The organism is Rhodoferax sp. P1_F3 (assembly GCF_056405715.1).
In genome coordinates, this window is record NZ_JBFUBO010000007.1 from 128,612 (window position 1) to 151,009 (window position 22,398).

General features: G+C 55.8%; 21 protein-coding genes. 2 read left to right on the forward strand and 19 right to left on the reverse strand.

The window, feature by feature from the left end; genetic code table 11:
• Window positions 1-4: 4 nt before the first annotated feature.
• The 7 genes from AC1DZ5_RS13285 to rfbB form a co-directional block, all read right to left on the reverse strand.
• Entirely contained in the window at window positions 5-850 is an 846-nt protein-coding gene (locus tag AC1DZ5_RS13285) for a prepilin peptidase (RefSeq protein ID WP_477889760.1), read from the reverse strand.
• Window positions 850-2,067: a type II secretion system F family protein gene (locus tag AC1DZ5_RS13290; RefSeq protein ID WP_477889762.1), complete on the reverse strand. Its 1,218-nt coding sequence runs from the start codon at window positions 2,065-2,067 to the stop codon at window positions 850-852. Before AC1DZ5_RS13290 ends, AC1DZ5_RS13285 begins: the two co-directional genes overlap by 1 nt.
• 19 nt (window positions 2,068-2,086) lie before the next feature.
• Window positions 2,087-3,817: a type IV-A pilus assembly ATPase PilB gene (pilB, locus tag AC1DZ5_RS13295; protein ID WP_477889764.1), complete on the reverse strand. Its 1,731-nt coding sequence runs from the start codon at window positions 3,815-3,817 to the stop codon at window positions 2,087-2,089.
• A gap of 118 nt (window positions 3,818-3,935) precedes the next feature.
• Window positions 3,936-4,487: a dTDP-4-dehydrorhamnose 3,5-epimerase gene (gene rfbC, locus AC1DZ5_RS13300; RefSeq protein WP_477889766.1), complete on the reverse strand. Its 552-nt coding sequence runs from the start codon at window positions 4,485-4,487 to the stop codon at window positions 3,936-3,938.
• Entirely contained in the window at window positions 4,487-5,386 is a 900-nt protein-coding gene (gene rfbA / locus AC1DZ5_RS13305; protein WP_477889767.1) for a glucose-1-phosphate thymidylyltransferase RfbA, read from the reverse strand. The genes rfbC and rfbA overlap by 1 nt, the downstream gene beginning before the upstream one ends.
• Before the next feature lie 4 nt (window positions 5,387-5,390).
• Window positions 5,391-6,296: a dTDP-4-dehydrorhamnose reductase gene (gene rfbD, locus AC1DZ5_RS13310; protein WP_477889769.1), complete on the reverse strand. Its 906-nt coding sequence runs from the start codon at window positions 6,294-6,296 to the stop codon at window positions 5,391-5,393.
• On the reverse strand, window positions 6,293-7,372 hold the full coding sequence (gene rfbB, locus AC1DZ5_RS13315; RefSeq protein ID WP_477889771.1) for a dTDP-glucose 4,6-dehydratase: 1,080 nt from the start codon (window positions 7,370-7,372) through the stop codon (window positions 6,293-6,295). Before rfbB ends, rfbD begins: the two co-directional genes overlap by 4 nt.
• A gap of 184 nt (window positions 7,373-7,556) precedes the next feature.
• Here rfbB and AC1DZ5_RS13320 point away from each other — a divergent pair, with 184 nt between their 5' ends.
• Both AC1DZ5_RS13320 and AC1DZ5_RS13325 read left to right on the forward strand, forming a co-directional pair.
• The gene (locus AC1DZ5_RS13320; RefSeq protein WP_477889773.1) at window positions 7,557-7,997 is read left to right on the forward strand and encodes a type II secretion system protein; all 441 of its coding nucleotides are present in this window, start codon (window positions 7,557-7,559) and stop codon (window positions 7,995-7,997) included.
• Window positions 7,998-8,018: 21 nt separating this feature from the next.
• On the forward strand, window positions 8,019-8,615 hold the full coding sequence (locus AC1DZ5_RS13325; protein ID WP_477889775.1) for an FxDxF family PEP-CTERM protein: 597 nt from the start codon (window positions 8,019-8,021) through the stop codon (window positions 8,613-8,615).
• Between the two features lie 4 nt (window positions 8,616-8,619).
• On the opposite strand, the gene AC1DZ5_RS13330 is transcribed toward AC1DZ5_RS13325, so the two are convergent.
• The 12 genes from AC1DZ5_RS13330 to AC1DZ5_RS13385 form a co-directional block, all read right to left on the reverse strand.
• On the reverse strand, window positions 8,620-10,056 hold the full coding sequence (locus AC1DZ5_RS13330) for a phosphomannomutase (RefSeq protein WP_477889777.1): 1,437 nt from the start codon (window positions 10,054-10,056) through the stop codon (window positions 8,620-8,622).
• A gap of 121 nt (window positions 10,057-10,177) precedes the next feature.
• Entirely contained in the window at window positions 10,178-11,164 is a 987-nt protein-coding gene (locus tag AC1DZ5_RS13335; protein WP_477889779.1) for a GDP-L-fucose synthase family protein, read from the reverse strand.
• Between the two features lie 11 nt (window positions 11,165-11,175).
• Window positions 11,176-12,291 (reverse strand): GDP-mannose 4,6-dehydratase, encoded by a 1,116-nt coding sequence (gene gmd / locus AC1DZ5_RS13340; protein ID WP_477889781.1) that lies wholly within the window; start codon window positions 12,289-12,291, stop codon window positions 11,176-11,178.
• Window positions 12,288-13,424, reverse strand: coding sequence for a glycosyltransferase family 4 protein (locus tag AC1DZ5_RS13345; RefSeq protein ID WP_477889783.1), 1,137 nt, complete (start codon window positions 13,422-13,424; stop codon window positions 12,288-12,290). The genes gmd and AC1DZ5_RS13345 overlap by 4 nt, the downstream gene beginning before the upstream one ends.
• A 59-nt stretch (window positions 13,425-13,483) precedes the next feature.
• Window positions 13,484-14,599, reverse strand: coding sequence for a DUF1972 domain-containing protein (locus AC1DZ5_RS13350; RefSeq protein WP_477889785.1), 1,116 nt, complete (start codon window positions 14,597-14,599; stop codon window positions 13,484-13,486).
• The gene (locus AC1DZ5_RS13355; protein WP_477889787.1) at window positions 14,596-15,657 is read right to left on the reverse strand and encodes a glycoside hydrolase family 99-like domain-containing protein; all 1,062 of its coding nucleotides are present in this window, start codon (window positions 15,655-15,657) and stop codon (window positions 14,596-14,598) included. Before AC1DZ5_RS13355 ends, AC1DZ5_RS13350 begins: the two co-directional genes overlap by 4 nt.
• Window positions 15,654-16,775, reverse strand: coding sequence for a glycosyltransferase family 4 protein (locus tag AC1DZ5_RS13360; RefSeq protein WP_477889789.1), 1,122 nt, complete (start codon window positions 16,773-16,775; stop codon window positions 15,654-15,656). The genes AC1DZ5_RS13355 and AC1DZ5_RS13360 overlap by 4 nt, the downstream gene beginning before the upstream one ends.
• Window positions 16,772-18,004 (reverse strand): glycosyltransferase family 4 protein, encoded by a 1,233-nt coding sequence (locus tag AC1DZ5_RS13365; RefSeq protein WP_477889791.1) that lies wholly within the window; start codon window positions 18,002-18,004, stop codon window positions 16,772-16,774. Before AC1DZ5_RS13365 ends, AC1DZ5_RS13360 begins: the two co-directional genes overlap by 4 nt.
• Window positions 18,005-18,011: 7 nt before the next feature.
• Window positions 18,012-18,947, reverse strand: a complete 936-nt coding sequence (locus AC1DZ5_RS13370) for a glycosyltransferase family 2 protein (protein ID WP_477889793.1) — start codon at window positions 18,945-18,947, stop codon at window positions 18,012-18,014.
• Window positions 18,937-19,902: a glycosyltransferase family 2 protein gene (locus AC1DZ5_RS13375; protein WP_477889795.1), complete on the reverse strand. Its 966-nt coding sequence runs from the start codon at window positions 19,900-19,902 to the stop codon at window positions 18,937-18,939. Before AC1DZ5_RS13375 ends, AC1DZ5_RS13370 begins: the two co-directional genes overlap by 11 nt.
• A 38-nt stretch (window positions 19,903-19,940) precedes the next feature.
• Window positions 19,941-20,948 (reverse strand): acyltransferase family protein, encoded by a 1,008-nt coding sequence (locus AC1DZ5_RS13380; protein ID WP_477889797.1) that lies wholly within the window; start codon window positions 20,946-20,948, stop codon window positions 19,941-19,943.
• Window positions 20,935-22,395, reverse strand: coding sequence for an O-antigen ligase family protein (locus tag AC1DZ5_RS13385; protein WP_477889799.1), 1,461 nt, complete (start codon window positions 22,393-22,395; stop codon window positions 20,935-20,937). Before AC1DZ5_RS13385 ends, AC1DZ5_RS13380 begins: the two co-directional genes overlap by 14 nt.
• Between the last annotated feature and the right edge of the window lie 3 nt (window positions 22,396-22,398).

Sequence of the window (22,398 nt, forward strand, 5' to 3'; positions counted from 1 at the left end):
GCTTTTACAGACCTACGGCCTGGCGCATCACTTGCGGGCCAAGCAGCAATGCCGTCAGGCCTGCGCCAGCGAGGAAGGGGCCGAAGGGCACATAACCACCTTCTCGCAGGCCACTGGTGAATTTCATGCCAATGCCCACGATGGCACCAATGACAGACGCCAGCAAAATCATGGGAATCAACAGCGGCCAACCAAACCAGGCGCCCAAGGCTGCAAACAGCTTGAAATCGCCGTAGCCCATGCCCTCCTTACCTGTCACCAGTTTGAAGGCCCAGTAGATGGTCCATAGCGACAGATAGCCGGCCACGGCGCCCCACAGCGAAGTGCTGAGCGGCACAGTAGTCCATTGCAAGGCGGCAGCGATCAGGCCCAGCCACAGCAAGGGCAGGGTGATGTCATCCGGCAGAAGCGTGGTATCCCAGTCGATCAGCGCCAAGGCCAGCAGCATGGCGCTGAATGCGCACCATGCGAGGCCGGTGGCGCCCACGCCCCATTGCCAGGCACACCAGAAAAAAAGGGCGCCGGTAGCCAGCTCCACTACCGGATAGCGCGGGCTGATTCCCGCTTTGCAAGCGGAGCATTTCCCACCCAGTACCAGATAGCTGGCGATCGGAATGTTTTCAAACCAGCGGATCGCGTGCCCGCAGTGCGGGCAGCGCGAGCGAGGCACCATCAAGTTGAACGGGGGCGATTCAGGAGATTCTTTGCCGGAGAGTTCTGCGCATTCCGCCGCCCATTGCCGTTCCATCATTTTGGGGAACCGGTACACCACTACGTTGAGGAAACTGCCAAATAAGAGTCCCAGCAGACCGACCAGGCTGGCATCCAGCCATTGCACGCCGCTTAGCATCAAACCACTTGCCCCAACTTGAAGATGGGCAGGTACATGGACACCACAATACCGCCGATGATCGTGCCGAGTACCACGATGATGATGGGTTCCATCAGGCTGGAAATACCGGCCACCATGTCATCCACCTCGGCTTCAAAGAAGTCTGCCGCTTTGCCCAGCATGTGGTCGATAGAGCCAGACTCTTCGCCAATCGCACACATTTGCAGCACCATGCTGGGGAATAGGTTGGCATTGGTCATGGCCGCGGTCAATGCAGTGCCGGTTGAAACCTCCTGCTGGATCTTCTGCGTCGCCAATTGATACACGATGTTGCCTGAAGCGCCGCCTACCGAGTCCAATGCTTCAACCAAAGGCACGCCGGCTGCAAACATGGTGGACAGTGTGCGGGTCCAGCGTGCGACGCAGCTTTTGTCGACCATGACGCCAAAGATGGGCAGCTTGAGCATCACGCGGTCCATAAACGCCTGCACTTTCTCGTTGCGTTTCCAGGCCTGCAGAAAGAAGTAGAGTCCGCCACCGATGCCACCAAAAATCAGGTACCAATAGCTGATAAAAAACTCACTTATCGCAATTACGATTAATGTGGGTGCTGGCAACTCTCCACCAAACGAGGTGAAGACTTGCTTGAACGACGGAATCACAAAAATCATGATGACCGACACCACCACAAAAGCTACGACCAGCACCGCGATGGGGTACATCAGCGCTGACTTGATCTTGGACTTGATGGCCTCGGTCTTTTCCATGTAGACCGCAAGCCGGTCTAGCAGCTGGTCCAAAATACCGGCCGACTCGCCAGCCTCGACCAGGTTGCAATACAGATTGTCAAAGTACAGCGGGAATTTGCGGAATGCCGCATTCAGGGAGGTGCCGGTTTCTACGTCCTGGCGAATGTCATTGAGCAGCTTGGTTACGCTGGGGTTGGGGTTGCCCCGACCCACAATATCAAACGCCTGCAACAGGGGCACTCCCGCCTTCATCATGGTTGCCAGCTGGCGCGTGAAAATTGCCAGATCTTTGGCTTTGATGCTCTTGCCAGAGCGCATGCGGCGCTTCTTGATCTTGGTGGGAGTAACACCTTGGCGGCGCAGCGAAGACTTGACCTGGTTCTCCCCGGCCGCACGTGTTTCACCGCGCACCTGCTTGCCGTTACGGTCCTTGCCTTCCCACTCGAAAACTGCGTCTTTATTCGCAGCAGGTTTTGCTGTAGCCATAGGATCCCTTGGGTGGTTTTTATTCGTTGGTGACGGCCAGCACTTCTTCCAACGAAGTTAGCCCCAATTTGACTTTGTGTAGGCCCGACTGGCGCAGTGACCGCACGCCTTCTAGCTCCGACTGCGCGGCAATGTCCATCGCACTTCCGTCACGCAGGATGATGCGCTGAATCTCATCGCTGATGGGCATCACTTGGTAGATACCAAGGCGACCTTTGTAACCGTTGTTACACATCGAACAACCGACTGCGCGGTAAGGCTTCCAACTGCCATCCAGCTCCCCGTCCTTGAAGCCTGCGTCCAGCAAAGCTTGTTTTGGTACGTCAGCCAGTTGTTTGCAGTTCAGGCACAGGCGACGCGCCAAGCGCTGCGCCGTGATGAGGATCACGCTGGATGCAATGTTGAAGGGCTGTATGCCCATGTTGCGCATACGTGTGAGCGTGGTGGGCGCATCATTGGTGTGCAGGGTCGAAAGCACCAAGTGCCCCGTTTGCGCTGCCTTGATGGAGATATCGGCCGTCTCCAGGTCGCGAATTTCCCCCACCATGATGATGTCGGGATCCTGCCGCAGAAAAGATTTCAGTGCTGCTGCGAAGGTCAGCCCCGCCTTCTCATTCACGTTTACCTGGTTCACGCCAGGCAAATTGATTTCAGACGGGTCTTCTGCGGTTGCGATGTTCACGCCTGGCTGGTTCAGCATGTTCAGGCAGGTATATAACGACACCGTTTTTCCCGAACCCGTCGGGCCAGTGACCAGGATCATTCCGTAGGGGCGTCCGATCGCCTTGATCAGTCGCTCTTTTTCCTCTGCTTCGTAGCCCAGTGCGTCAATGCCCAGCTTCGCACTACTCGGATCCAGAATCCGGATCACGATCTTTTCACCAAATAGGGTGGGCAAAGTGCTGACGCGGAAGTCGATGACGCGGTCTGCGCCGACCTTGAGTTTCATGCGTCCGTCTTGGGGTACGCGCTTCTCGGAGATGTCCATGCGCGAGATCACTTTGATCCGCGACGCTAGCTTGTCTTTGATGGCAATCGGGGGGCTGGCAATTTCGCGCAATTCACCGTCGATCCGAAAACGTACGCGATACGTGTGCTCATAGGGCTCAAAGTGCAAGTCCGATGCACGCATGCTGAACGCATCCATCAACATCTTGTGAAGGAAGCGCACGACAGGTGCGTCTTCTACCTCCGCAGCATTGTTGTTGGTCTCCGTCGCGATTTCAGTCGCTGTTTCGTCAAATTCAAAGTCACCGCCAATGATGTCCTCCATCGCCTCGGTGGCGGTGGTGGCGTTCGCATCGACCAGCTTGGACAGTTTGTCGTATTCGGCAATGACCCAGTCAAAGCCCATCTGGGTCGAGAACTTGATGCGTTCAGCCGCCGCCTGATCTGAAGGGTCGGCGGTGGCAATGATCAGGCGGTTGCCCCGTTTGCTCAGAACCAATACACGGAAGTCGGCGCAAATTTTGGGGTCTAACAGCCCCTTGGGGAGGCGCTGCACGTCCACAGCATCCAGGTCTACTAGGGGCGCCGCAAAGGCCTGAGACASGGTGTGTGCCAGGTCTGCTGGGGACACAGACCCCGAGCCCACCAGTTCGGCCATGAAGCTGTTTTTGCTGCCGACTGCTTTGCGATAAATCTCTTCCGCGGCTTTCTGCCCCAGCTTGCCAGCGGCCACCAAGGCGCGGCCTATGCCAGGCAGGGCTACGGTGGCAGTTTCGCGGTTCAGGGTATCAGCAGACGCCATAGCCAACTAGGATATACGATGACAGGCGCAATAGCGCGCCAAAGCTGGTGCCAAGTAACAAATTTACCAATTGGTGCGTGGCAAATTCCCCACCTTTTCCTCTCCCTTGCGAAGGTACTCAGTCCAAATGCAATGGGGCCTGTACAAAAGGTACGCCTGACGCATCCTTGGTCGATAGTTTGGGCGGCTCGGCCAGGGCAGGCCAAGCGATCGCCAAGCTAGGATCGTTCCAGGCGATGCAGCGTTCAAATTCCGGAGCGTAATAGTCCGTGGTTTTGTACAAGAACTCCGCGGTATCGGATAGCACGAGAAAACCATGTGCCAGTCCTGGCGGCACCCACAGCTGGCGCTTGTTGGTTCCCGACAAAATCTCACCCACCCATTTTCCGTAAGTCGGTGACTGTGGCCGGATATCGACTGCGACATCAAATACCTCCCCCGCGACCACCCGTACCAATTTGCCCTGCGCTTGCTTGAGTTGGTAATGCAACCCGCGTAATACGCCTTGGTCAGACTTCGAGTGGTTGTCCTGCACAAACGGAAGCGTCACCCCCGTGGCTTCACGAAACACCCGTTCGTTAAAGCTTTCGAAGAAGAAACCGCGCTCGTCTCCAAACACCTTGGGTTCCAGCAGCAGCACATCGGCAATCGCCGTAGGGGTTACTTTCATCAATACACCTTGTCTTTGAGCAAGCGGAGCAGATACTGACCGTAGCCCGATTTTGCGAGCGGCAGTGCCAGTTTTTGCAGTTGTGCATCATCAATCCATCCGCTGCGCCAGGCGATTTCTTCCGGCGCAGCCACCTTCAGCCCTTGCCGGTTTTCAATGGTGTAGATGAATTGGCTGGCTTCCAGCATGGACTCATGCGTGCCCGTATCCAGCCAGGCATAGCCGCGCCCCATGGTTTGCACATCCAGCTGGTCGCGCTCCAGGTACAGGCGGTTCAGGTCGGTGATTTCCAGTTCACCGCGGTCTGAGGGCTTGACCTGCTTGGCAAGCTCTACGACCTGATCGTCGTAAAAGTACAAGCCCGTCACCGCGTAGCGAGACTTCGGTGCCTTGGGCTTCTCTTCGAGACTGATGGCACGGCCTTCTGCATTGAACTCCACCACGCCATAACGCTCCGGGTCTTGCACGGCATAGGCAAACACGGTGGCACCGGTGGTCTGCTGTGTAGCGCTTTCCAGCAAGCCCGCGAAGTCATGGCCGTAAAAAATGTTGTCACCCAGCACCAAGGCACTGGGGGCGCCGTCCAGAAACTTCTCGCCGATTAGAAATGCCTGTGCCAAACCATCGGGAGAGGGCTGTACAGCGTAGGTAATTTGAATGCCCCATTGGCCACCGTTGCCCAGCAGCTGTTCAAAGCGCGGGGTGTCTTGTGGCGTGCTGATGACAAGCACTTCCCGTATGCCCGCCAGCAGCAGAACGCTGAGCGGGTAGTAGATCATGGGCTTGTCGTAAATGGGCAGCAGTTGCTTGCTGACAGCCTGCGTGGCAGGGTACAGGCGGGTGCCTGAGCCGCCCGCCAGAATGATGCCTTTGCGCTGTTTGGTGTGGGTGCTTGTCATGTGCTTATTTCCCTGAAATTTCGGTCAACATACGCGCCACACCCGGCTGCCAGTGTGGCAGGGAGAGACCAAAAGCCGCTTGCAGCTTATGGGTGTCCAGGCGTGAGTTCAATGGGCGTTTGGCGGGTGTAGGGTAGCTGCTGGTAGAGGTTGGAGTGACTTGGGCAGGTCCGGCCTTCAGCGGCAGCCCCAGCGTTTGCGCCTGGATTAGCACAAATTGGGCATACCCGTGCCACGTGGTCTCGCCACTGGCGATGCAGTGGTACAAGCCGGCCAACTCTGGCCGCTGGCGCAATGTGTGCACGGCATGGGCAGTCACATCTGCGAGCAACTCTGCCGAAGTAGGCGCGCCATACTGGTCATTGATGACGGTCAAAGCATCGCGCTCGGCGGCCAGCCGCAGCATGGTTTTTGCAAAGTTGCCGCCACGTGCGGCGTAGACCCAACTGGTGCGCAGGATCAGGTGCTTGGGCGTGGTGGCTACAGCCTGCTCGCCTGCCAGCTTGGTTTGACCATATACGCTCAAAGGGCCTGTGGCATCTGTTTCTTTCCACGGCGTGGAGCCGCTGCCGTCAAACACATAGTCAGTGCTGTAATGTACCAGCCATGCTCCTATTTTTGTAGCTGCTTGCGCAAGTGTGGCGGGGGCTAGTGCATTGATGGTGTGTGCAAGCTCGGGTTCACTTTCGGCTTTGTCCACCGCGGTATAGGCCCCGGCATTCACGATCACGTCCGGCGCCACACGCTCCACGGTTTCCGTCAGACCTCGCAGGTCTGTCAGATTGCCGCATAAATCGCCGGGATTGCGTGCGGCATCCGAACCCAGGGCGATCACTTCCCCCAGCACACCGAGGGAGCGTTGCAGCTCCCAGCCCACCTGGCCGTTGCGGCCCAGCAGCAAAATCTTCATGCCGCAGCCTTGGCTGTGTTGCCGTATTGTTTGCTCACCCAGTCGCGGTAGCCGCCGCTCAGCACATTGCTAACCCACGCGGGGTTATCCAGATACCACTGCACCGTCTTGCGGATGCCGGACTCGAACGTCTCTGCGGGCTTCCAGCCCAGTTGCTGCTCGATCTTGCGGGCATCAATCGCATAGCGGCGGTCGTGCCCGGGGCGGTCTGTGACGTACGTGATCTGTTCTTTGTAAGGTTTGCCGTCTGCGCGGGGCTTCAGCTCGTCCAACAATGCACACACCGTGTGCACGATGTCCAAATTGGGTTTTTCGTTCCAGCCGCCCACGTTGTAAACCTCGCCAACCGCTCCCGCCTCCAGTACCCGGCGGATGGCGCTGCAATGGTCTTTGACATACAGCCAGTCGCGCACCTGCTGGCCGTCGCCATACACCGGCAGCGGCTTGCCGGCCTGGGCGTTGACGATCATCAGCGGAATCAGCTTCTCAGGAAAATGGAAAGGCCCGTAGTTGTTGCTGCAATTGGTCGTCAACACCGGCAGGCCATAGGTGTGGTGGTAGGCACGCACCAAGTGGTCGCTGGCCGCCTTGCTGGCACTGTAAGGGCTGTTGGGCTCGTACCTGTTGGTTTCGGTAAAGGCCGGATCGGTTTTGGCCAACGAGCCATAGACCTCGTCGGTGGAGACATGCAAAAAGCGAAACGCAGCTTTGGCGTCTCCTTCCAGCCCCCCCCAGTACCCGCGCACGTTTTCCAGCAAATGGAAAGTGCCCACGATATTGGTCTGAATAAAGTCTTCGGGGCCATGGATGGAGCGGTCCACGTGGCTCTCCGCAGCAAAGTTGACCACTGCGCGCGGCTGGTGCGTGGCCAACAACTGTTTCACCAACGCAGTGTCGCCAAAGTCGCCTTTGACGAAAACATGGCTCGGGTTGCCGGCCAAACTGGCCAGATTCTCCAGATTGCCCGCGTAGGTCAGCTTGTCCAGGTTGACCACCGTTTCGGTGGAGCCAGCCAGCCAATCCAGAACAAAGTTGCTGCCGATAAAGCCGGCGCCGCCGGTAACCAAAATAGTCATTGTGAATAAATCCCTGAAGCGCTAAGAGCGAGTTCGATTATCGCTGTCGACAGCCGTGGTTTAGGTCCTACGTACTCCGGCTAGTCCGATCAGACTATCGTGAACTCACAGCAAATTTGATGCCGAAAGGGCGGATTTATCTATTCCCGATGGACTATTTGCAAAGCAGCTCTTTCTGCTTATCATGACGAGTAACAAATTGTTACTTATGCAGATTTTGTGTCACGATTCGCAATTAATCAGTATTTCTCGACACCAGCGAGGGTTCACGCTCATTGAGCTCGTCATGGTCATCGTCATATTAGGCGTGTTGGCGGCAGTGGCTATTCCCAAGTTTGTGGATTTGAGTTTGGATGCCCAAGTGGCTACTACGCAAGGTGTTGCAGGAGGTATTTCTTCGGCGTCGGCTATTAATTACGCTGCTCGCAAAGCAAATTCTGGCAACGGAGTGGCCATTGCCCAGTGCGAGGATGCAGGGAGCTTGTTGCAAGGAGGTTTGCCTGGAAACTACAACATGGGGCCACCAGGTTTTCCTACGGCCATTGGCGCCAATGTGACAACGGGTTGCACAGTAAGTGGACCCAAAAACACGTCTGCAACGGCCTACATCACAGGCATTCCTTGAGATTTGATGGGAGAAAACACAATGAAAACTGCAATCAAAGCCCTTGAGGCGTGCATCGGTCTTGCCGCCTTGCTGGCAGGTGGCCAAGCGGTTGCCAGCACCGTCAGCTTCGAAGACCTTTCCAGTCCTTTGGCCGCAACCAGTACTGGCTTGGTTAGCACCGGCTACCAGTTCAGTACGACCGATTTGCACGGTATTTTTGATGCCAGCGGCTTTGGTGCCAGCAATGGCACACATTTCCTGGTGTACCGGTCCAGTGGCGCAGGCACTGAGTCCTTTGCGGCTGTGTCAGGTACGGCGTTCAATGTCAACAGCATTGATTTAGGTGGCTGGCACAACTTTGGGCCCAATCCGCTTTCTATAGAAATTACTGGCTACCGGACAAGCGGCCCCAACGTCACCAACACCGTCTCAGTGGCTCCCGGCGTATTTACTTCGTTCGCATTGACGGGCTTCACCAATTTGGCCTCGGTACGCCTCGGTAGTTTTAGCGGCGCCTATGTGGCAGTCGACAACATTAATGTCTCCCCGGTACCGGAGCCCGAAACGCTTGCCATGTTGTTGGCTGGTTTGGGTTTGGTGGGGTGGACGGCACGACGTCGCATTCCCCAGTCTTAAAAATTCAGCCCGCCACCTTCAACACCTGCAATAGGCAGGCATCGCACAGGGCGCGGGCCTGTTTGGCGGAGTTGGATTCGGCGTAGCAGCGCAGCTCTGGCGCATTGCCAGAAGGGCGTAGGTGCACGATGTCGCCTGAGGTGAATGTGGCGCGCAGGCCATCGGTCTCATCCAGCGATTCCACCGGACCCGCACCTGGCGCCAGCAGGTCACTCAACAAGCGGGCATCCGCCCTCAGGCGGGCAATCAGGCCAATACTTTTCAGTGTGGCAAAGTTTTGCAACCGATCACTGGCCGTAAAGCGCTTGGGCAGGTCGTTGGCCAACTCCGACATTTTTAATCCCCGCTCCTTGGCCGCACACAGCAGCGCCACGATGGGTAACACCGCATCGCGCGTCGGCAGGGGCCCCAGGCGTTGACCGTGGCGCAGTACCTGGCTGCCTAGCAAAAAGCCGCCGTTGGCCTCGTAGCCCACCACCAGCTCCGACCCGTTGGCCAGCGCGTCTTCCATCCCCGCAATCACATAGGGCGAACCAATGCGCGTGCGCACGACTTGGGCAAACGCCTTGCATTGCTCCAGCGCCGTGTTGCTACTCACGGGGGTGACGACGGCGTGGGCCTGCAGGTACTGGGCGCACAAAATGCCCACCACATCGCCACGCAGCCACTGTCCCATTTCGTCCCCAATTAAGGGGCGGTCGGCGTCGCCATCTGTCGAGACGATGGCGTCAAAGTCATACAGCTCTGCCCACTCCTTGGCTTGCTCCACGTCCTCGTGGCGCACGGCCTCGGTGTCGATGGGCACAAAGGTATCGGTGCGGCCCAAAGAGATCACCTCAGCCCCCAGGGCTTCCAAAATGTGGCGCAGCACGTCGCGCCCCACGCTGGAGTGTTCGTACACCGCCACAGTCACGCCATTCAATGTGCCGGCACCAAAGAAACCCACATAGCGGTGCACATAGGCCTGCTCCACCTGCGGCGCAGGTGCGGGCAGGGCGGGCACTGTCAGACTCTTGGGTAGCCCCACCAAATAGCCCAGCATGGCCTGTTCGTCGGGTTTGGAAATCTCGCCGTCTTCCCGGTAGAACTTGATGCCGTTGCGGTCAAACGGAATGTGGCTGCCCGTCACCACCACCGTGGGGGCGCCAGTTTGCGCGCCATACAAGGCCAGGGCCGGGGTGGGCAGGGCGCCGCCGTACACCACGGTCAGGCCCAGGTCCGTCAGGGCCGCAGCGCAGGCAGCGGCAATGGCCGGGCTGCTGGGGCGCAAGTCATGCCCTAGCACCACGGTGGTCGCTTTGGGGGCCACCGCGTTGATAAAAGCGGTGGTGTAGGCATGGCACAGCGCAGGCGTCATGTCGGCCACTAGGCCGCGAGCGCCGCTGGTGCCAAAGGCCACGCCCGACTGGGTGGCAATGTCTTGCAGGGTAGAAACGTTCATGGGGCGGCATCCTAAAAGGGCTGCGGGGCTGCGTCTATAGTTCCTTCGGGTTTATGTATTGGATAGGCCTGAAGTCCGCATGGAATATGCGCAAGTAGCTTCTCTTTTGATAGCAAGCTATTCAGCGCAAACCTTGTGATCGCACAAAATCCGCGTTCGCCCTTTCCAAGCCGATACGCAAGGGGGTCGATGCGTAAAAGCCGGTGCTGCGCAGCTTGGAGACATCCATCAGCTTTCTGGGCGTGCCATCAGGCTTGCTGGTGTCAAATACCACGTCGCCCGTATAGCCAACCACGGTTTGTATCGCCTGCGCCAGTGCCTTGATAGATAGGTCCTCACCCACCCCAATGTTGATCAGGGGAGGTTCAAACCGCCCCGTCTTGTTTTCGTCGCTGCCCAGCAGCGGTTCGTACTGGTCATCCGACAGGTTCATGATGTGGACACATGCCGCCGCCATGTCCTCGCTGTACATGAATTCGCGGTACGGCGTACCCGTACCCCACACCATTACTTCTTTGGCCTGCGCCGCTTTGGCCTCGTTGAATTTGCGCAGGAGCGCGGGGATTACATGGCTGTCCTCCGGGTGGTAGTTGTCCCCTGGGCCGTACAGGTTGGTGGGCATGGCCGCCAAATACTTGGTGCCGTACTGGCGGTTGTAGCTCCAGCACATCTCAATCCCCGCAATTTTGGCCAACGCATACGACCGATTGGTCGGCTCTAGTGGGCCTGTTAACAACGACTCTTCCTTCATGGGCTGGGGGGCCAATTTGGGATAAATGCAACTGGATCCCAAAAACATCAGCCGTTGCGCGCCGGTTTCATAGGCGGAGTGAATGATGTTGCACTGAATCGCTAAGTTGTTGCGGATAAAGTCTGCGGAGTAAACGTCGTTGGCCAGAATACCGCCCACCTTGGCGGCGGCCAAAAACACATACTGTGGGCGCTCTGTTTCAAAGAAAGCGGATGTGGCAGCCTGGTTGATCAGGTCCAACTCGGCGTGCGTGCGCAGCAGCAGGTTGGAATAGCCTGCCGCCTGCAAGTTGCGCACAATGGCAGAGCCCACCAATCCCCGGTGCCCCGCTACATAGATTTTTGCGGTTTTTTTCATGCGCCGCAGTATTACTCGTTGTGGTCGTAGGTCTGAAAGCCGGCCAATTTGACCAAGGCATCACGCTTGGCACTGGTGAAGTCGGCTTGCACCATTTCCACCACAAGCTCTTTCAACGTCGTTTTGGGCACCCAGCCCAGCTTTTCCTTGGCCTTGGTGGGGTCGCCCAGCAGGGTTTCCACCTCGGTCGGGCGGTAGTAGCGGGGGTCTACCCGCACAATCACATCATTCACCTTGCACTTGGCATCTTTGCCGCTCACGGCCACCACGGTACCTGTCTCGTCTTCGCCCTCGCCCGTCCATGCCAGCTGGATGCCCAGCTCTTCCGCGGCAAACTCCACAAACTGGCGCACGCTGTACTGCACGCCTGTGGCAATCACAAAGTCTTCCGCATGGTCCTGCTGCAGCATCAGCCACTGCATTTCCACATAGTCGCGTGCGTGGCCCCAGTCGCGCAGGGCACTCATGTTGCCCAGGTACAGACAGTCTTGCAGGCCCAGCGCGATGCGGCTGATGGCGCGTGTGATTTTGCGGGTGACAAACGTCTCGCCGCGCAGCGGGCTCTCGTGGTTGAACAAGATGCCGTTGCAGGCGTAAATGCCATAGGCCTCCCGGTAGTTCACCGTAATCCAGTAGGCATACATCTTGGCTACGGCATAGGGGCTACGGGGGTAAAACGGGGTCGTCTCCTTTTGCGGTATTTCCTGAACCAGCCCATACAGCTCGGAGGTGGACGCCTGGTAAAAGCGCGTTTTCTTCTCCAGCCCCAAAATGCGAATAGCTTCCAGAATGCGCAAGGTACCCATGCCGTCTGCATCTGCTGTGTATTCGGGGCTCTCGAAGCTCACCGCCACATGGCTCATTGCACCCAGGTTGTAAATCTCATCGGGCTGTACTTGCTGAATGATGCGAATCAGGTTGCTGCTGTCGGTCAGGTCACCATAGTGCAGCGTGAAGTTGCGGGCCGACACATGGGGATCCTGGTACAGGTGGTCAATGCGGTCTGTATTAAAGCTGGAGGCCCGGCGCTTGATGCCATGCACCTCATAGCCCTTCTTCAGCAGGAATTCGGCCAAGTAAGCGCCATCTTGACCCGTAACGCCGGTAATGAGTGCTATTTTTTTCATGGAGACTCTGCGGAATGGAAAGGAATGGGCTGATTCTGCCGCAAAGTCTCGGGCAGTACCTGCTTGGACAGCAGAACATGCCGTCGTGCAAAACCACGCGTGGTTAGATCCAAGGCGACAAGCTGCTTCTGTGCAGACAAGGCTTTTTCCAGGGCGGCGGCCGGAGTTTGAGCGATTGCATGTATAGCCGCACGCAATGCTTCCGCGTTTTTCGGCGGCACATACTGGATAGCTACCTCGTCAAAATAAGCTTCCAAACCGCCAGCGCGTGTGGCTACAACCGGAACGCCGGTTGCAACGGCTTCCAAAATGACTGTGATTCCCGATACATGAAGGTTGGCTGTCAATGGCACCACCACGCAGTCCGCCCATGCATACGCCGCACGCACTTCCTCTTGGGTGATCGTGGACGCGCGTATGTTGTCGGCTTGCAGTGATCTTGGCCATTTGGCTGATCCAACACGCAATTCAAATTCCGGCCGTTGTCCCAACGCTGCGAACAAGGTGTGCCAATCGCGGTGGCGGTCATTGCCCATAGCTAAAACTCGAATTGGCCTGCGTGTGTCAAATCGCAAACGGGGCGATTCCAGAGGGTAACTGTCCATTGAAATCCCAAATCGGAGCAGCTCAGTCTTGCTGTGCAGCCCGAGGTGCTGGGCCATGGATCGGTTTTCTGGGGAATGGAATGTGGTGATTGCAGCCTGCTTCATCAGCAAGCCATAGAACACCTTTCTCAAGCGACCAAAGCGTTTCCACTCATCGATCAGCCAGATCGATTGTGCAAGTACCGGTACTCCCTTGCGCTTTGACAAGAATTTCAGCGCTGCAATGCCCAAGTGTTCGTATTCGGTATGCGTCCAGATAATGTCAAAGTCTGACCCGAAAACAGCAGTGCGGTTTCTCCAGGCATGCCGAATGTCAAAACCGAGTAGGTACTTGATGCCCCTGTCCAGCAAGCCCAGGAGCCCCCACGTGGTGAGGGTGGGCTGGGAAAAGGTCACTTCGGCCCCCATCTCGCGTGCCAAGTGGTAGCCATAGGGCGTCTCGTCCGGCGCGTCTCCCCTGGCAAAGCATTTTTCCCAATATGCCGCATCCAAGTGGCGAGGCAGCATAACGAAAACGCGAATATGCATGAAATTGGCTTTTGAGCCTTATAGATATTGCGCTAGCTGCTTCTCTTTTTATAGCAAATTTAGCGCGGTAGGTACTCCGCAAGCAGTGTTTCATACTGCTGTAGCACGTGCGGCCAAGTGAACTCCTGCTGAAAGCGCACTTGCCCGTTCTTGCGCAGCTTCGCCAGTGTCTCTGGTTGGGCCTGGAGCTGGTCCATACAGGTAGCAAAACCATCTGCCCCTGTGAAGTACACCGCACCATCACCCACCACCCAGCGGTTAAACCGGTTGTCCTGGGCGATGACTGCGTTGCCTGCACCCAATGCTTCCACCAGTGACGGGTTGGTACCCCCCACCTGGTGACCGTGCACATAGGCGGCGCTATGAAAGCGCAGCGCTTGCACCACCGTCTTGTCGTAAATGGCGCCAACAAACCGCACCTCGGCGCTGGCGGCGGCCTTCACTGCGCGGTGATACACATTGGTTTCTGAGTAGTTGCCCAGTACCACCAGCTGCATGCCACGTGGCTTTGCGGAAAACCCTTTCACGATTTCCAGCAACGAATTTTCGGGCTCGGCCCGGGCAATCACGGTCATGAATTTGCCGGGCTGCAGCCCAAGCGCCTCTACAGGGGCTGTTGGCGCAGCAGTCACCGCATCTGCCCCATAGGGAATGGTGGTGATCTTGCCGGGCCGCACGCGGCTGGTCAGGTGCACCTTGATCTGCGGATGGTCTGCCACCAGATGATTGCCCAGCCAGCAACCGGCCCAATCATTCAGCCAAAACCAAGTCTTGGCGATGGGTCCCCATTTCATGCGCGACCACTCAATGCCATCCATGTTGATAACGTTGGGAATGCCCTTGAGCCGCAGCAGCGCGCAAAACACCGCAGTGTTGTAGCCCAGTGTCAGGCACAAGTCGCGGTGCTTGGCGGCGTGGGCTGTGGCTTGCCAGTCAAACACAATGGTGCCCTTGGGGCCTTCCTGGCTCACTGGGATGTGCACGCGCTCCACACCTTGCCAGGTGTCTTCAAACACGGGCCCGGTGCCTTCGTCCTGGCAATACACGACCACGCGCCAGCCCTGGGCTACCAAGTACAGCGACAGGTATTCAGCGAAGGTTTCAAAGCCACCATGCGCGGCAGGTACGCCCCGGGTGCCGAGGATGCGAAGGGTCTTGTTCGTCTGTGCACTCATGGTGTACCAAATACTTTCTTTACTTTTTCCAGGTAGCTGAAACTGTCTTTCTTGGTGGGCTCGATGTAGGAGCCTTCTCCAAACTCGTTCCAGCAGCAAATCACGCCCATCTTCGGACTACCGGGTTTGGCTGCATCCATAGCAGCTTTGGCCGCATTCAGGTGTGCTTCAAACTGGCTGGCGTTGCTGACGGACATGTCGTGCAACGTGTCCTTGCTGCCACCCCAGGGGCGTTTGTCCCATCCCGCTGTCATCGGCACGATGGTGGGCAGGTTGCCCTTGGCAGCAAAACGCCCCCAGTGCGCTTGATAAGCTGTATCCAGTTCGGCATAACTATGCGATTGAACAGGGGAATACAAACCTTGATGCAGGTTATATGCAGACAATGCCGAATAGCCTGACTCTTTGGCATAGCTGTCAATCATGGGTGACCCGGCTCCGGTGCCCGCCACAAAATAAATACCGGGCAGCCCGTTTTGTTGTGCGATGGCTTGGGCAGAGTCCAGTAGCTCTTTGGTCGTGGCACCAAACTTGGCCGCATCCGTTCTCAAAAAATCTGCAAAGAAAACGAACACCACCGGCTTGCCATCCACACGTAAAAACTCGGGCCGCTGAAAGTAGTACTTCACCCAGTAGGTCACCATGCGTTCAAAATTGTCGCGACTGGACGGTACCCCATCATGGTTGGCCCATAACAGCGATATCTTCACCTTGTCGCGGTTGGGTGCACGCATATGGGCGGCAATTGCGTGTTCCAGCAATACCTTGCTGTCCTTGCTCCAGTACCAGTCGTAGGCTACAAAGTTGATCCCGTATTCCGCCATCCAGTCAATCTGTTGGCGCATGACATCGTCAGAGCCCTCCTGGTACCACCCCAGTTTGGGCTCACGCTCGGGGTAGGGCTTGATCTGCTCCCAAGGTTGGCGAAACTGGGCGCCCTTTTGGTTGTTTGCCCAGCCTGGAAAGTAGTACACCCCCACGTTGTATTTATTGGTTTGCGCCACGGCCAACTGGGTGCACATGGCCAACGCCAGAGTCAACAGAGTACGGATCATCATGGTGTCTTATCCTTTGCCGCTATGGCCCTGTATTGCGCAGCCACCCGGCGGGCAGCTTCATCCCAAGAGAACCGCTGTGCTTGCACTTGCCCTTTTTGCGCCAGCGTTGCGCGCAGGTCGGCATTGTTTGCCAATGCCTGCATGGCGTCTCGCAAGGCCTCCACATCGGTGGACTCCACCAAGGCGCCCGCGTCGCCAACTACCTCGGTCAGCGCCGTGTTGTTGGCCACAATTACCGGCACGCCGCTGGCCATGGCCTCCAGTGGCGGCATGCCAAAGCCCTCTGCCAAAGAAGGGTACGCAAACGCCAGGCAATGCCGGTACAGCGCGGGCAGCTCTTGGTCCCCCACGTTGTCCAAAAAAGCCACCTTGTCCTGCAAGCCAGCCTGCGCCAGCACTTCAAACATGGCGTCAAACCCGAAGTCCTTTTGCCCCACCACCACCAGCGTCGGCGCATCAGGCCCCAACGCTGCGTAGGCCTTGAAGAGCGTCACGTGGTTCTTGCGCGGCTCCAGGCGGCCCACGGTCAAAAAGTAGCCGCCAGGTTGCAGGCCCCGTGCCACTACAAATTCAGCCCCGTCCACCCCGGGGTAAAAACGCCCCCCGTCGGCCGCGTTGGTCGTTACGGTCACGCGCTCTTGCGCCACGCCGTAGCGCTTGCAGATTTCGCGTTTGGAGAACTCACTCACCGTAAAGATGTGCTCCGCCTGATACGCGGCCCAGCGCATCAAGATGCGCGAGCGCAGACGAAACACAGGTTGAAAGTACTGCGGGTGGCTCTCGAACAGCACATCGTGGATGGTCACCACGGTTTTTGATAGCGAGGGCAGGGGAATGATGTACTGCGTGTGCAACAAATCCAGTCCCAGGCGCCTTTGCATGCGGGGCAACTCCCACATCAGCCGGCGCACCGAGCCGGTGTGGGCCATGCGCTCTAGCCGCACGTTCGGCAGTGCAAACGCTGGGTAGTTTGTTAAGAACGCGGCCGTGTTGTCGAGCAGGCAGACAAACTCTATTTCCGGGCACAGCTTGGCTACTCGGGCAAACAGTTCAATCACGTGGGTGCGTGAGCCTTGAAACAGGCCGTCCACCACATGCAGGTCAAAGCCCACTTTCATACCTGTGCGCCTCTGGTTGGTGTTGTCGTCATAGCCTTGTGCCGGTCTACGGCTTGTTGCAGCAGCATGTTGAGCGACGCCCATTTGGCCTGCCAGGAGAAATGCTGCTGCGCGAGCGCTCTGGCGTTGTTGCCCAGCTGCTGGCTCAGCTCCGGGTTGTTTAGCAGCGCTATCACGTGCTGGGCAAACTGCTGGGGTGCATCTGCAATCAGCATCTGTTTGCCAGAGCTGGCACCAGTCTCTTCGGCACCAATGCTGGTGGTCACTATGGGGCAACCGCAGGCCATGGCCTCCAGCGTCTTGATCTTGATGCCACCACCGCTGAGGAGCGGCACGACCACGACCGCCGCTGAGCGCACAAATTCATAGGCATCAGGCACCAAGCCTACAAACTGAATGTTGTTGCCCGCCAAAGCCAGCACCCCCGGTGGCACGCCCTTGCCCGCCACTTCAAACACGGAGTCGGGGTGGGCTTGCAGCACGCTGGGCAATATCTGGTGGATGAAAAAAAGCAGAGCCGCAACGTTGGGCTGATGGGTGAATGACCCAATGAACGCGATTTTTTTGGCTTGTACTGGTGCCCAAGCTTGGGCAGGTACCGCCACTGCAGCAGGGCTGGCGGCGGCGGCCAGGCCGGGGCTAAATACTTCCAAGACCAACCGGTCTTGCTCGGTAATGGCCGCTACAGCGCTGAACCTGGGGTACCAGCGTGACTCGTAACGCAGCCACCCCAGCCAGTTCAGCATGCCCAGCAGGCGCTTGATCCAGGAGCCTGCGGCTTTGTACTGGCGGTATCCCGACACCGAGTAGGCGTCCTGCACATCCATCAGCGTAGGCACACCGCTGCACGTGGCCACGTACTGCGCCATTTGCGGAAACTGCACCAGCACTGCATCGGCCTGTGTGCGGGCCAGGGCTTCCTGAAGAGCCTTTGTCATGGCGGGCACGTGGCATATCGATGCCCCTACGGGGGTGAGTAGTAGCTGCGCCAGCTTGGCCCGCAATATAGTGAGCTTGTCCAGCGGCTGGTGCACCGTTGTGACAGAGGCGCAAATACGCTGCAAGTGCGGCAGCGCCGCCGCCAACTCCGCAGAGCTTGTTTGTGCAAATGCCACGAAGTGAATTTCATGCTCCGCAGCCAAACCCTCCAGCTGCCCCCAGCACAAAGCCCCCCCCCCATGTGGCACGCCCGGGTAGTACACAAAAGGAGATAAGACGATGAGTTTCATGGTCGCCTTATCCCTGTAGCGCCGCTAGGGCCTGCTTGGCTGCTGCTGCGTACCCCTTGGCCTTTTCCCCGGCGATGGCATTGCCTTGCAGCCTGTGCTTTAGCGCATACAGCGGCACCCTTAGCACCAGCACGGTAGCCAGCAGCACGCCGGTTGTGCGCGCTACCAGTGCACCGTAATGTTTGCTCAGATACAGGCGATAAGAGCGCACTGTGCGTGTCAGCGCGCCTTGGCCAATCCAGGCTTTGCCCGCGCCTTCGTAGTGGCATACCTGCACAGTTGGCAGGTAAGCCACGGTGTAGCTATTCAGCTGCACGTGCTTGCAATAGTCCACGTCCTCTACATACATAAAGTAGCGCTCGTCCAGCCCGCCTATGGTGTTCCACAGGCCGCGGCGCGTTAGCAAAAAAGCACCCGACACCCATGCCACATTGGCGTGGGGTTGGTCATAAAACGCAGTGCGTGTCTCCGTGCGGCGAAACACGTTCGGCAATGCGTTGACAGACGCCAAGCCCAACCATGACAACACAATGCGCAGCGGCGTGTGCTCGTAGCCCACCGATGGTTGATTGCGCCCGTCACCGTAAAACAAATGCACCCCCAGCGCACCCAGCGTAGGGTTGCCAAACGCGCTTATCGCGTCGTCTATAGGGCTAAGCAGCTTGGTGTCGTTGTTGAGCAGTAGCACCAAGTCGCCCTGCGCGGCGCGCACCCCAATGTTGTTGCCACCCGTAAAGCCAGTGTTTACGGGGCTCTTGATCAGGTGCACATGCGGAAAGGTGGACTCTATGTACTGCGCGCTGTTGTCCGCAGAGGCATTGTCCACAATGATCACCTCATGGCTGCAGTGCACATGTTGCGCAACGGATGCAATGCATTCGTCCAGAAAACGCAGACCGTTGTAGTTCACGATCACGATGGAAAGCAGTGGCTTAGCCTGCATAGGGCACCCCCGTGCGGCGCAGAGCCAGCAGCCCGGCCAGGGTGGACTGCAGCGCCACCTTTACGGTTTTGAATTGCTTGCGCTTCAGCAGCACCAGCATCTCAAACCCCACCTGCATCAGGCAGCGCGCAAAGTGTGCGCGGTTGTACCGCCAGTTGAAGATTACTCGGTTGCGGTACAGGTAGCGAGTGGATGTGGCGGATGGCTCTTTGGTGCTGCTGGAGCCAATGGTGCCACCCTCTTTGTGCCACACCACGCTGGCATCTGCGTAGGCCAGTTTGTACTTACCCCGCGCCCTGAAGGCCCAGTCTATTTCTTCAAAGTACAGAAAATAGTCTTCACACATCAGCCCCACAGTTTGTAGAAATGGCGTGCTAACGAGCATGGACGCACCCACTACATACGCAGTCTGCGCCTCTACGGCAGCCACATCGCAGGCGGCATCTGTGGGCGCAAATTGCCCAATAGGCACCACGACACCACGCTGCGCATTAAAGGCGGACCCGCCATAGGCCTGCACTTGGTCCCGCTGGTGATAGAAAACCAGCTTGGAGCCACACATGCCCACGGTGGGGTCTTGTTGCATGCGCGCAATCAACTGCTGCAGCGCATCGGGTGCCACCACCGTGTCGTTGTTGAGCACCCACACGTAATCAAATCCGCCATGAGCCAGGCAGTAGCGCAAGCCCACGTTGTTGCCACCAGCAAAGCCCAGGTTGGTCCCGGTTTGGATCAACACCAGCGGTTCGTTTTGGCCTATGGCTCCACCAGCCTCGGCCTGCGCGCGGTCATACAGGGCAAAAGGCTTGGCCGCCGCGTTGGCCCAGGCGGTGATTTTCTCCAACGAGTTGTCGTGTGAGCCGTTGTCACAAACCACGATGCTGAACGCTACGCCCGTGCTTTGGGTGACGCTCTCTAAGCATTCAATGGTGTCTCGCCAACCATTCCAGTTCAAAAGTAGGACGGCAACATGTGGAGCAACGTCAGTCAGCATCAAGCGGCCATGACCTTTCGTTTTAAGAAACGCTTTTCAACCAGATGCCAAGAGGCAACCGCGAAAAGCAATGTGACAGGAAAAGATGCAAGGAACACTACCCACCAGGCCATGGGACCTATCAGTGATTTGGTAATTAAATAGATGACAAACTGTTGTATAGGAAATGCATAGATATATATGCCGTAAGAGAAATCGCCATTCTTTCCAAAATTCGAAAAAATGGATGGAGTATAGGCAATGTTAATAAGTAAATAAGAAATTGCAGGAGAGACAATTAACAGGTTTAGTCCCATCAAGGTAGTCAGCGTAATAGTAGCTATTGCGATAACTAAGCCCATTCTATTTAAATGAATATCTCTATGTATGTAAGCCAATGTGCCCGCAAGAAACCAGCCGCACAAGGGGAGAAACTCTTGGAAAAAGTTAATTGTTATTAACGTTGTAAAAGTTAGGGTCACGCATAAAAACCAAAGTACCCAAACTATGGCAGATCGAATAAATCCAAAATACCCAAGCGCGGCTATCATCAAGTAACAAGTGAATTCGTGTCGCAAAGTCCATAGAGATCCGTTTACTGCGGCTCCGTAGGGATTTTCTTCAAAAATACCTGCTATATCAAATTTCCCCTTGTAAAGGGTTAAATTCTTTATGAAGTATATGGCTGCGGATTTGCCGTATTCTGTCCAATTCGCTTTGGTTAAGATTGCACAAAAACCAACAGTAATTACTAACATTAATGCGAGTCCAGGAAATATTCTTTTTGATCTAGCCACCAAGAACGCATAAAGATTTTCTTTGCTTTCCCAGCTGGCGGCAATTAAGAATCCACTCACAATAAAGAAAAACCACACTGCAATTTTTCCGCCATTCAAGGAACCTGCCGTCAGCTGGGCCAATGGCTCGCTCTTGGCATCCAGCACTAGGGGGAATGAATGAGAGAAGAGAACTAGGGTTGACGCCAAAAACCTTAGTGCATCAAAATTATTTTTGTCACGAATATTCATGTGATTTCCCAAGTGAGGAGTTGGGAGGGCTTTTTCTAATAATTGTCTTGACAGCGTCGATTTGCATTAGAAACGCCATGAAGCAGCTCAGGAATGCCATTGAAGACACGCTGATCCATTCTGGTTGAGTGATCGCCAAGAGTGACATTGCCCATACAGAAGAGATACCAGCTGCAATAGCCGATTTTTCTAATGAATCCGTTGCTGTGCTGAGACGCTGAATTCCGGAAATGGATATTGAGAGAACAACAAATAAAGGCACCAAAAGGCCCCAAATACCCAATTTCATGGCCCAAAAATAGTAGCTGTTGTGTATATAGCTGGTTTGATTTGGAAATAATATTGATGATACCAGTGGTGGTTTGTATTCGCCACCGAGCCCTATTCCTAATATAGGGTGTTTTGCAATCGATTGCTCAGCAAAAATATTTTCGCCAATTCTCCATCCAAATGATGAGCTGCTTGCGCCTTCTTTAAATACACTCAATACGCGCTCGTATGCGGCGCCTAAAACCTCTGGCGAAATTATGCTCAATAACATTAGTCCAAGAGATCCAGCAATCGCAATTGCGATTACGGTAACAATCAGTTGTCGAACTCCCAAAAGCAATGCTGTCAGTATGACGCCTATAAAAGCACATGCCCAAAGGGCTCTTCCGAAGCTAACAAGCAATGCGAAACCTATGAGTGCAATAAATGCAATTGCGCCAATCAAGTAACCGAGTGACAAGCGCTTGCTTGTAATCCAACCAATAAAGGTGAATAAGCTAAATAACACAAATAATTTTGCAGGTATGGTGGCTCGGGTCACGCCTGAGTCAACATTGCCTAAGGTCTCTAGTTGTTCAACTCGGGCACCAAAAGAAATTCCGGTTGCGTACTGAAATATTGAAATAAAAGAGATAATTGCGCCTGTAATGAGTATTAACTTTAGAACATTTTTCGCATTATTTTTTTGGTTGAAAGTAATTAATAGTGCCGGAGTTAGAAGCCATGCGGTTATGCTATTTATTTCTGAGAGAGCATATATGTTGTAGTTTTTAAGGTAAAAAACTCCATAGAAGTATCCCCATGCTAGAGTAATTATTAATAGCGAGGCTGGCGCGAATAATTTCCAATTAAATTTCTGAATCTTTTGAGATTTGAGGGTCGCAATAGCAATACTTGTGGAGATTGAAAATATTAGAAATGCTGGGTATGCGCGTCCTCCTTTGGGAAAAGGGATTACATCGCATGCAACCAGTAGTGCTAAAAATAGTGGCAAGACGGGATATTTTAAGGATGCAATAAATCCAATCAAGGCAGCAATGAGTGCGATTGGAATTAGTACATTGGCGGTATTTATTATGTATGCGAAAACTAATATAGCCAAAAATCCCACTATTGATGCAAGCACCGCCCAAACGGTTGTCCATGCATTTCGATTACTTATGGTTCTTGCATTCATGGC

Bases quoted from the DNA above. Each gene is read 5' to 3' on its own strand.
- AC1DZ5_RS13285 (WP_477889760.1), bottom strand. From the start codon at position 850: ATGCTAAGCGGCGTGCAATGGCTGGATGCCAGCCTGGTCGGTCTGCTG.
- AC1DZ5_RS13290 (WP_477889762.1), bottom strand. From the start codon at position 2,067: ATGGCTACAGCAAAACCTGCTGCGAATAAAGACGCAGTTTTCGAGTGG.
- rfbC (WP_477889766.1), bottom strand. From the start codon at position 4,487: ATGAAAGTAACCCCTACGGCGATTGCCGATGTGCTGCTGCTGGAACCC.
- rfbA (WP_477889767.1), bottom strand. From the start codon at position 5,386: ATGACAAGCACCCACACCAAACAGCGCAAAGGCATCATTCTGGCGGGC.
- rfbD (WP_477889769.1), bottom strand. From the start codon at position 6,296: ATGAAGATTTTGCTGCTGGGCCGCAACGGCCAGGTGGGCTGGGAGCTG.
- rfbB (WP_477889771.1), bottom strand. From the start codon at position 7,372: ATGACTATTTTGGTTACCGGCGGCGCCGGCTTTATCGGCAGCAACTTT.
- AC1DZ5_RS13320 (WP_477889773.1), top strand. From the start codon at position 7,557: ATGACGAGTAACAAATTGTTACTTATGCAGATTTTGTGTCACGATTCG.
- AC1DZ5_RS13325 (WP_477889775.1), top strand. From the start codon at position 8,019: ATGAAAACTGCAATCAAAGCCCTTGAGGCGTGCATCGGTCTTGCCGCC.
- AC1DZ5_RS13330 (WP_477889777.1), bottom strand. From the start codon at position 10,056: ATGAACGTTTCTACCCTGCAAGACATTGCCACCCAGTCGGGCGTGGCC.
- AC1DZ5_RS13335 (WP_477889779.1), bottom strand. From the start codon at position 11,164: ATGAAAAAAACCGCAAAAATCTATGTAGCGGGGCACCGGGGATTGGTG.
- gmd (WP_477889781.1), bottom strand. From the start codon at position 12,291: ATGAAAAAAATAGCACTCATTACCGGCGTTACGGGTCAAGATGGCGCT.
- AC1DZ5_RS13345 (WP_477889783.1), bottom strand. From the start codon at position 13,424: ATGCATATTCGCGTTTTCGTTATGCTGCCTCGCCACTTGGATGCGGCA.
- AC1DZ5_RS13350 (WP_477889785.1), bottom strand. From the start codon at position 14,599: ATGAGTGCACAGACGAACAAGACCCTTCGCATCCTCGGCACCCGGGGC.
- AC1DZ5_RS13355 (WP_477889787.1), bottom strand. From the start codon at position 15,657: ATGATGATCCGTACTCTGTTGACTCTGGCGTTGGCCATGTGCACCCAG.
- AC1DZ5_RS13360 (WP_477889789.1), bottom strand. From the start codon at position 16,775: ATGAAAGTGGGCTTTGACCTGCATGTGGTGGACGGCCTGTTTCAAGGC.
- AC1DZ5_RS13365 (WP_477889791.1), bottom strand. From the start codon at position 18,004: ATGAAACTCATCGTCTTATCTCCTTTTGTGTACTACCCGGGCGTGCCA.
- AC1DZ5_RS13370 (WP_477889793.1), bottom strand. From the start codon at position 18,947: ATGCAGGCTAAGCCACTGCTTTCCATCGTGATCGTGAACTACAACGGT.
- AC1DZ5_RS13380 (WP_477889797.1), bottom strand. From the start codon at position 20,948: ATGAATATTCGTGACAAAAATAATTTTGATGCACTAAGGTTTTTGGCG.
- AC1DZ5_RS13385 (WP_477889799.1), bottom strand. From the start codon at position 22,395: ATGAATGCAAGAACCATAAGTAATCGAAATGCATGGACAACCGTTTGG.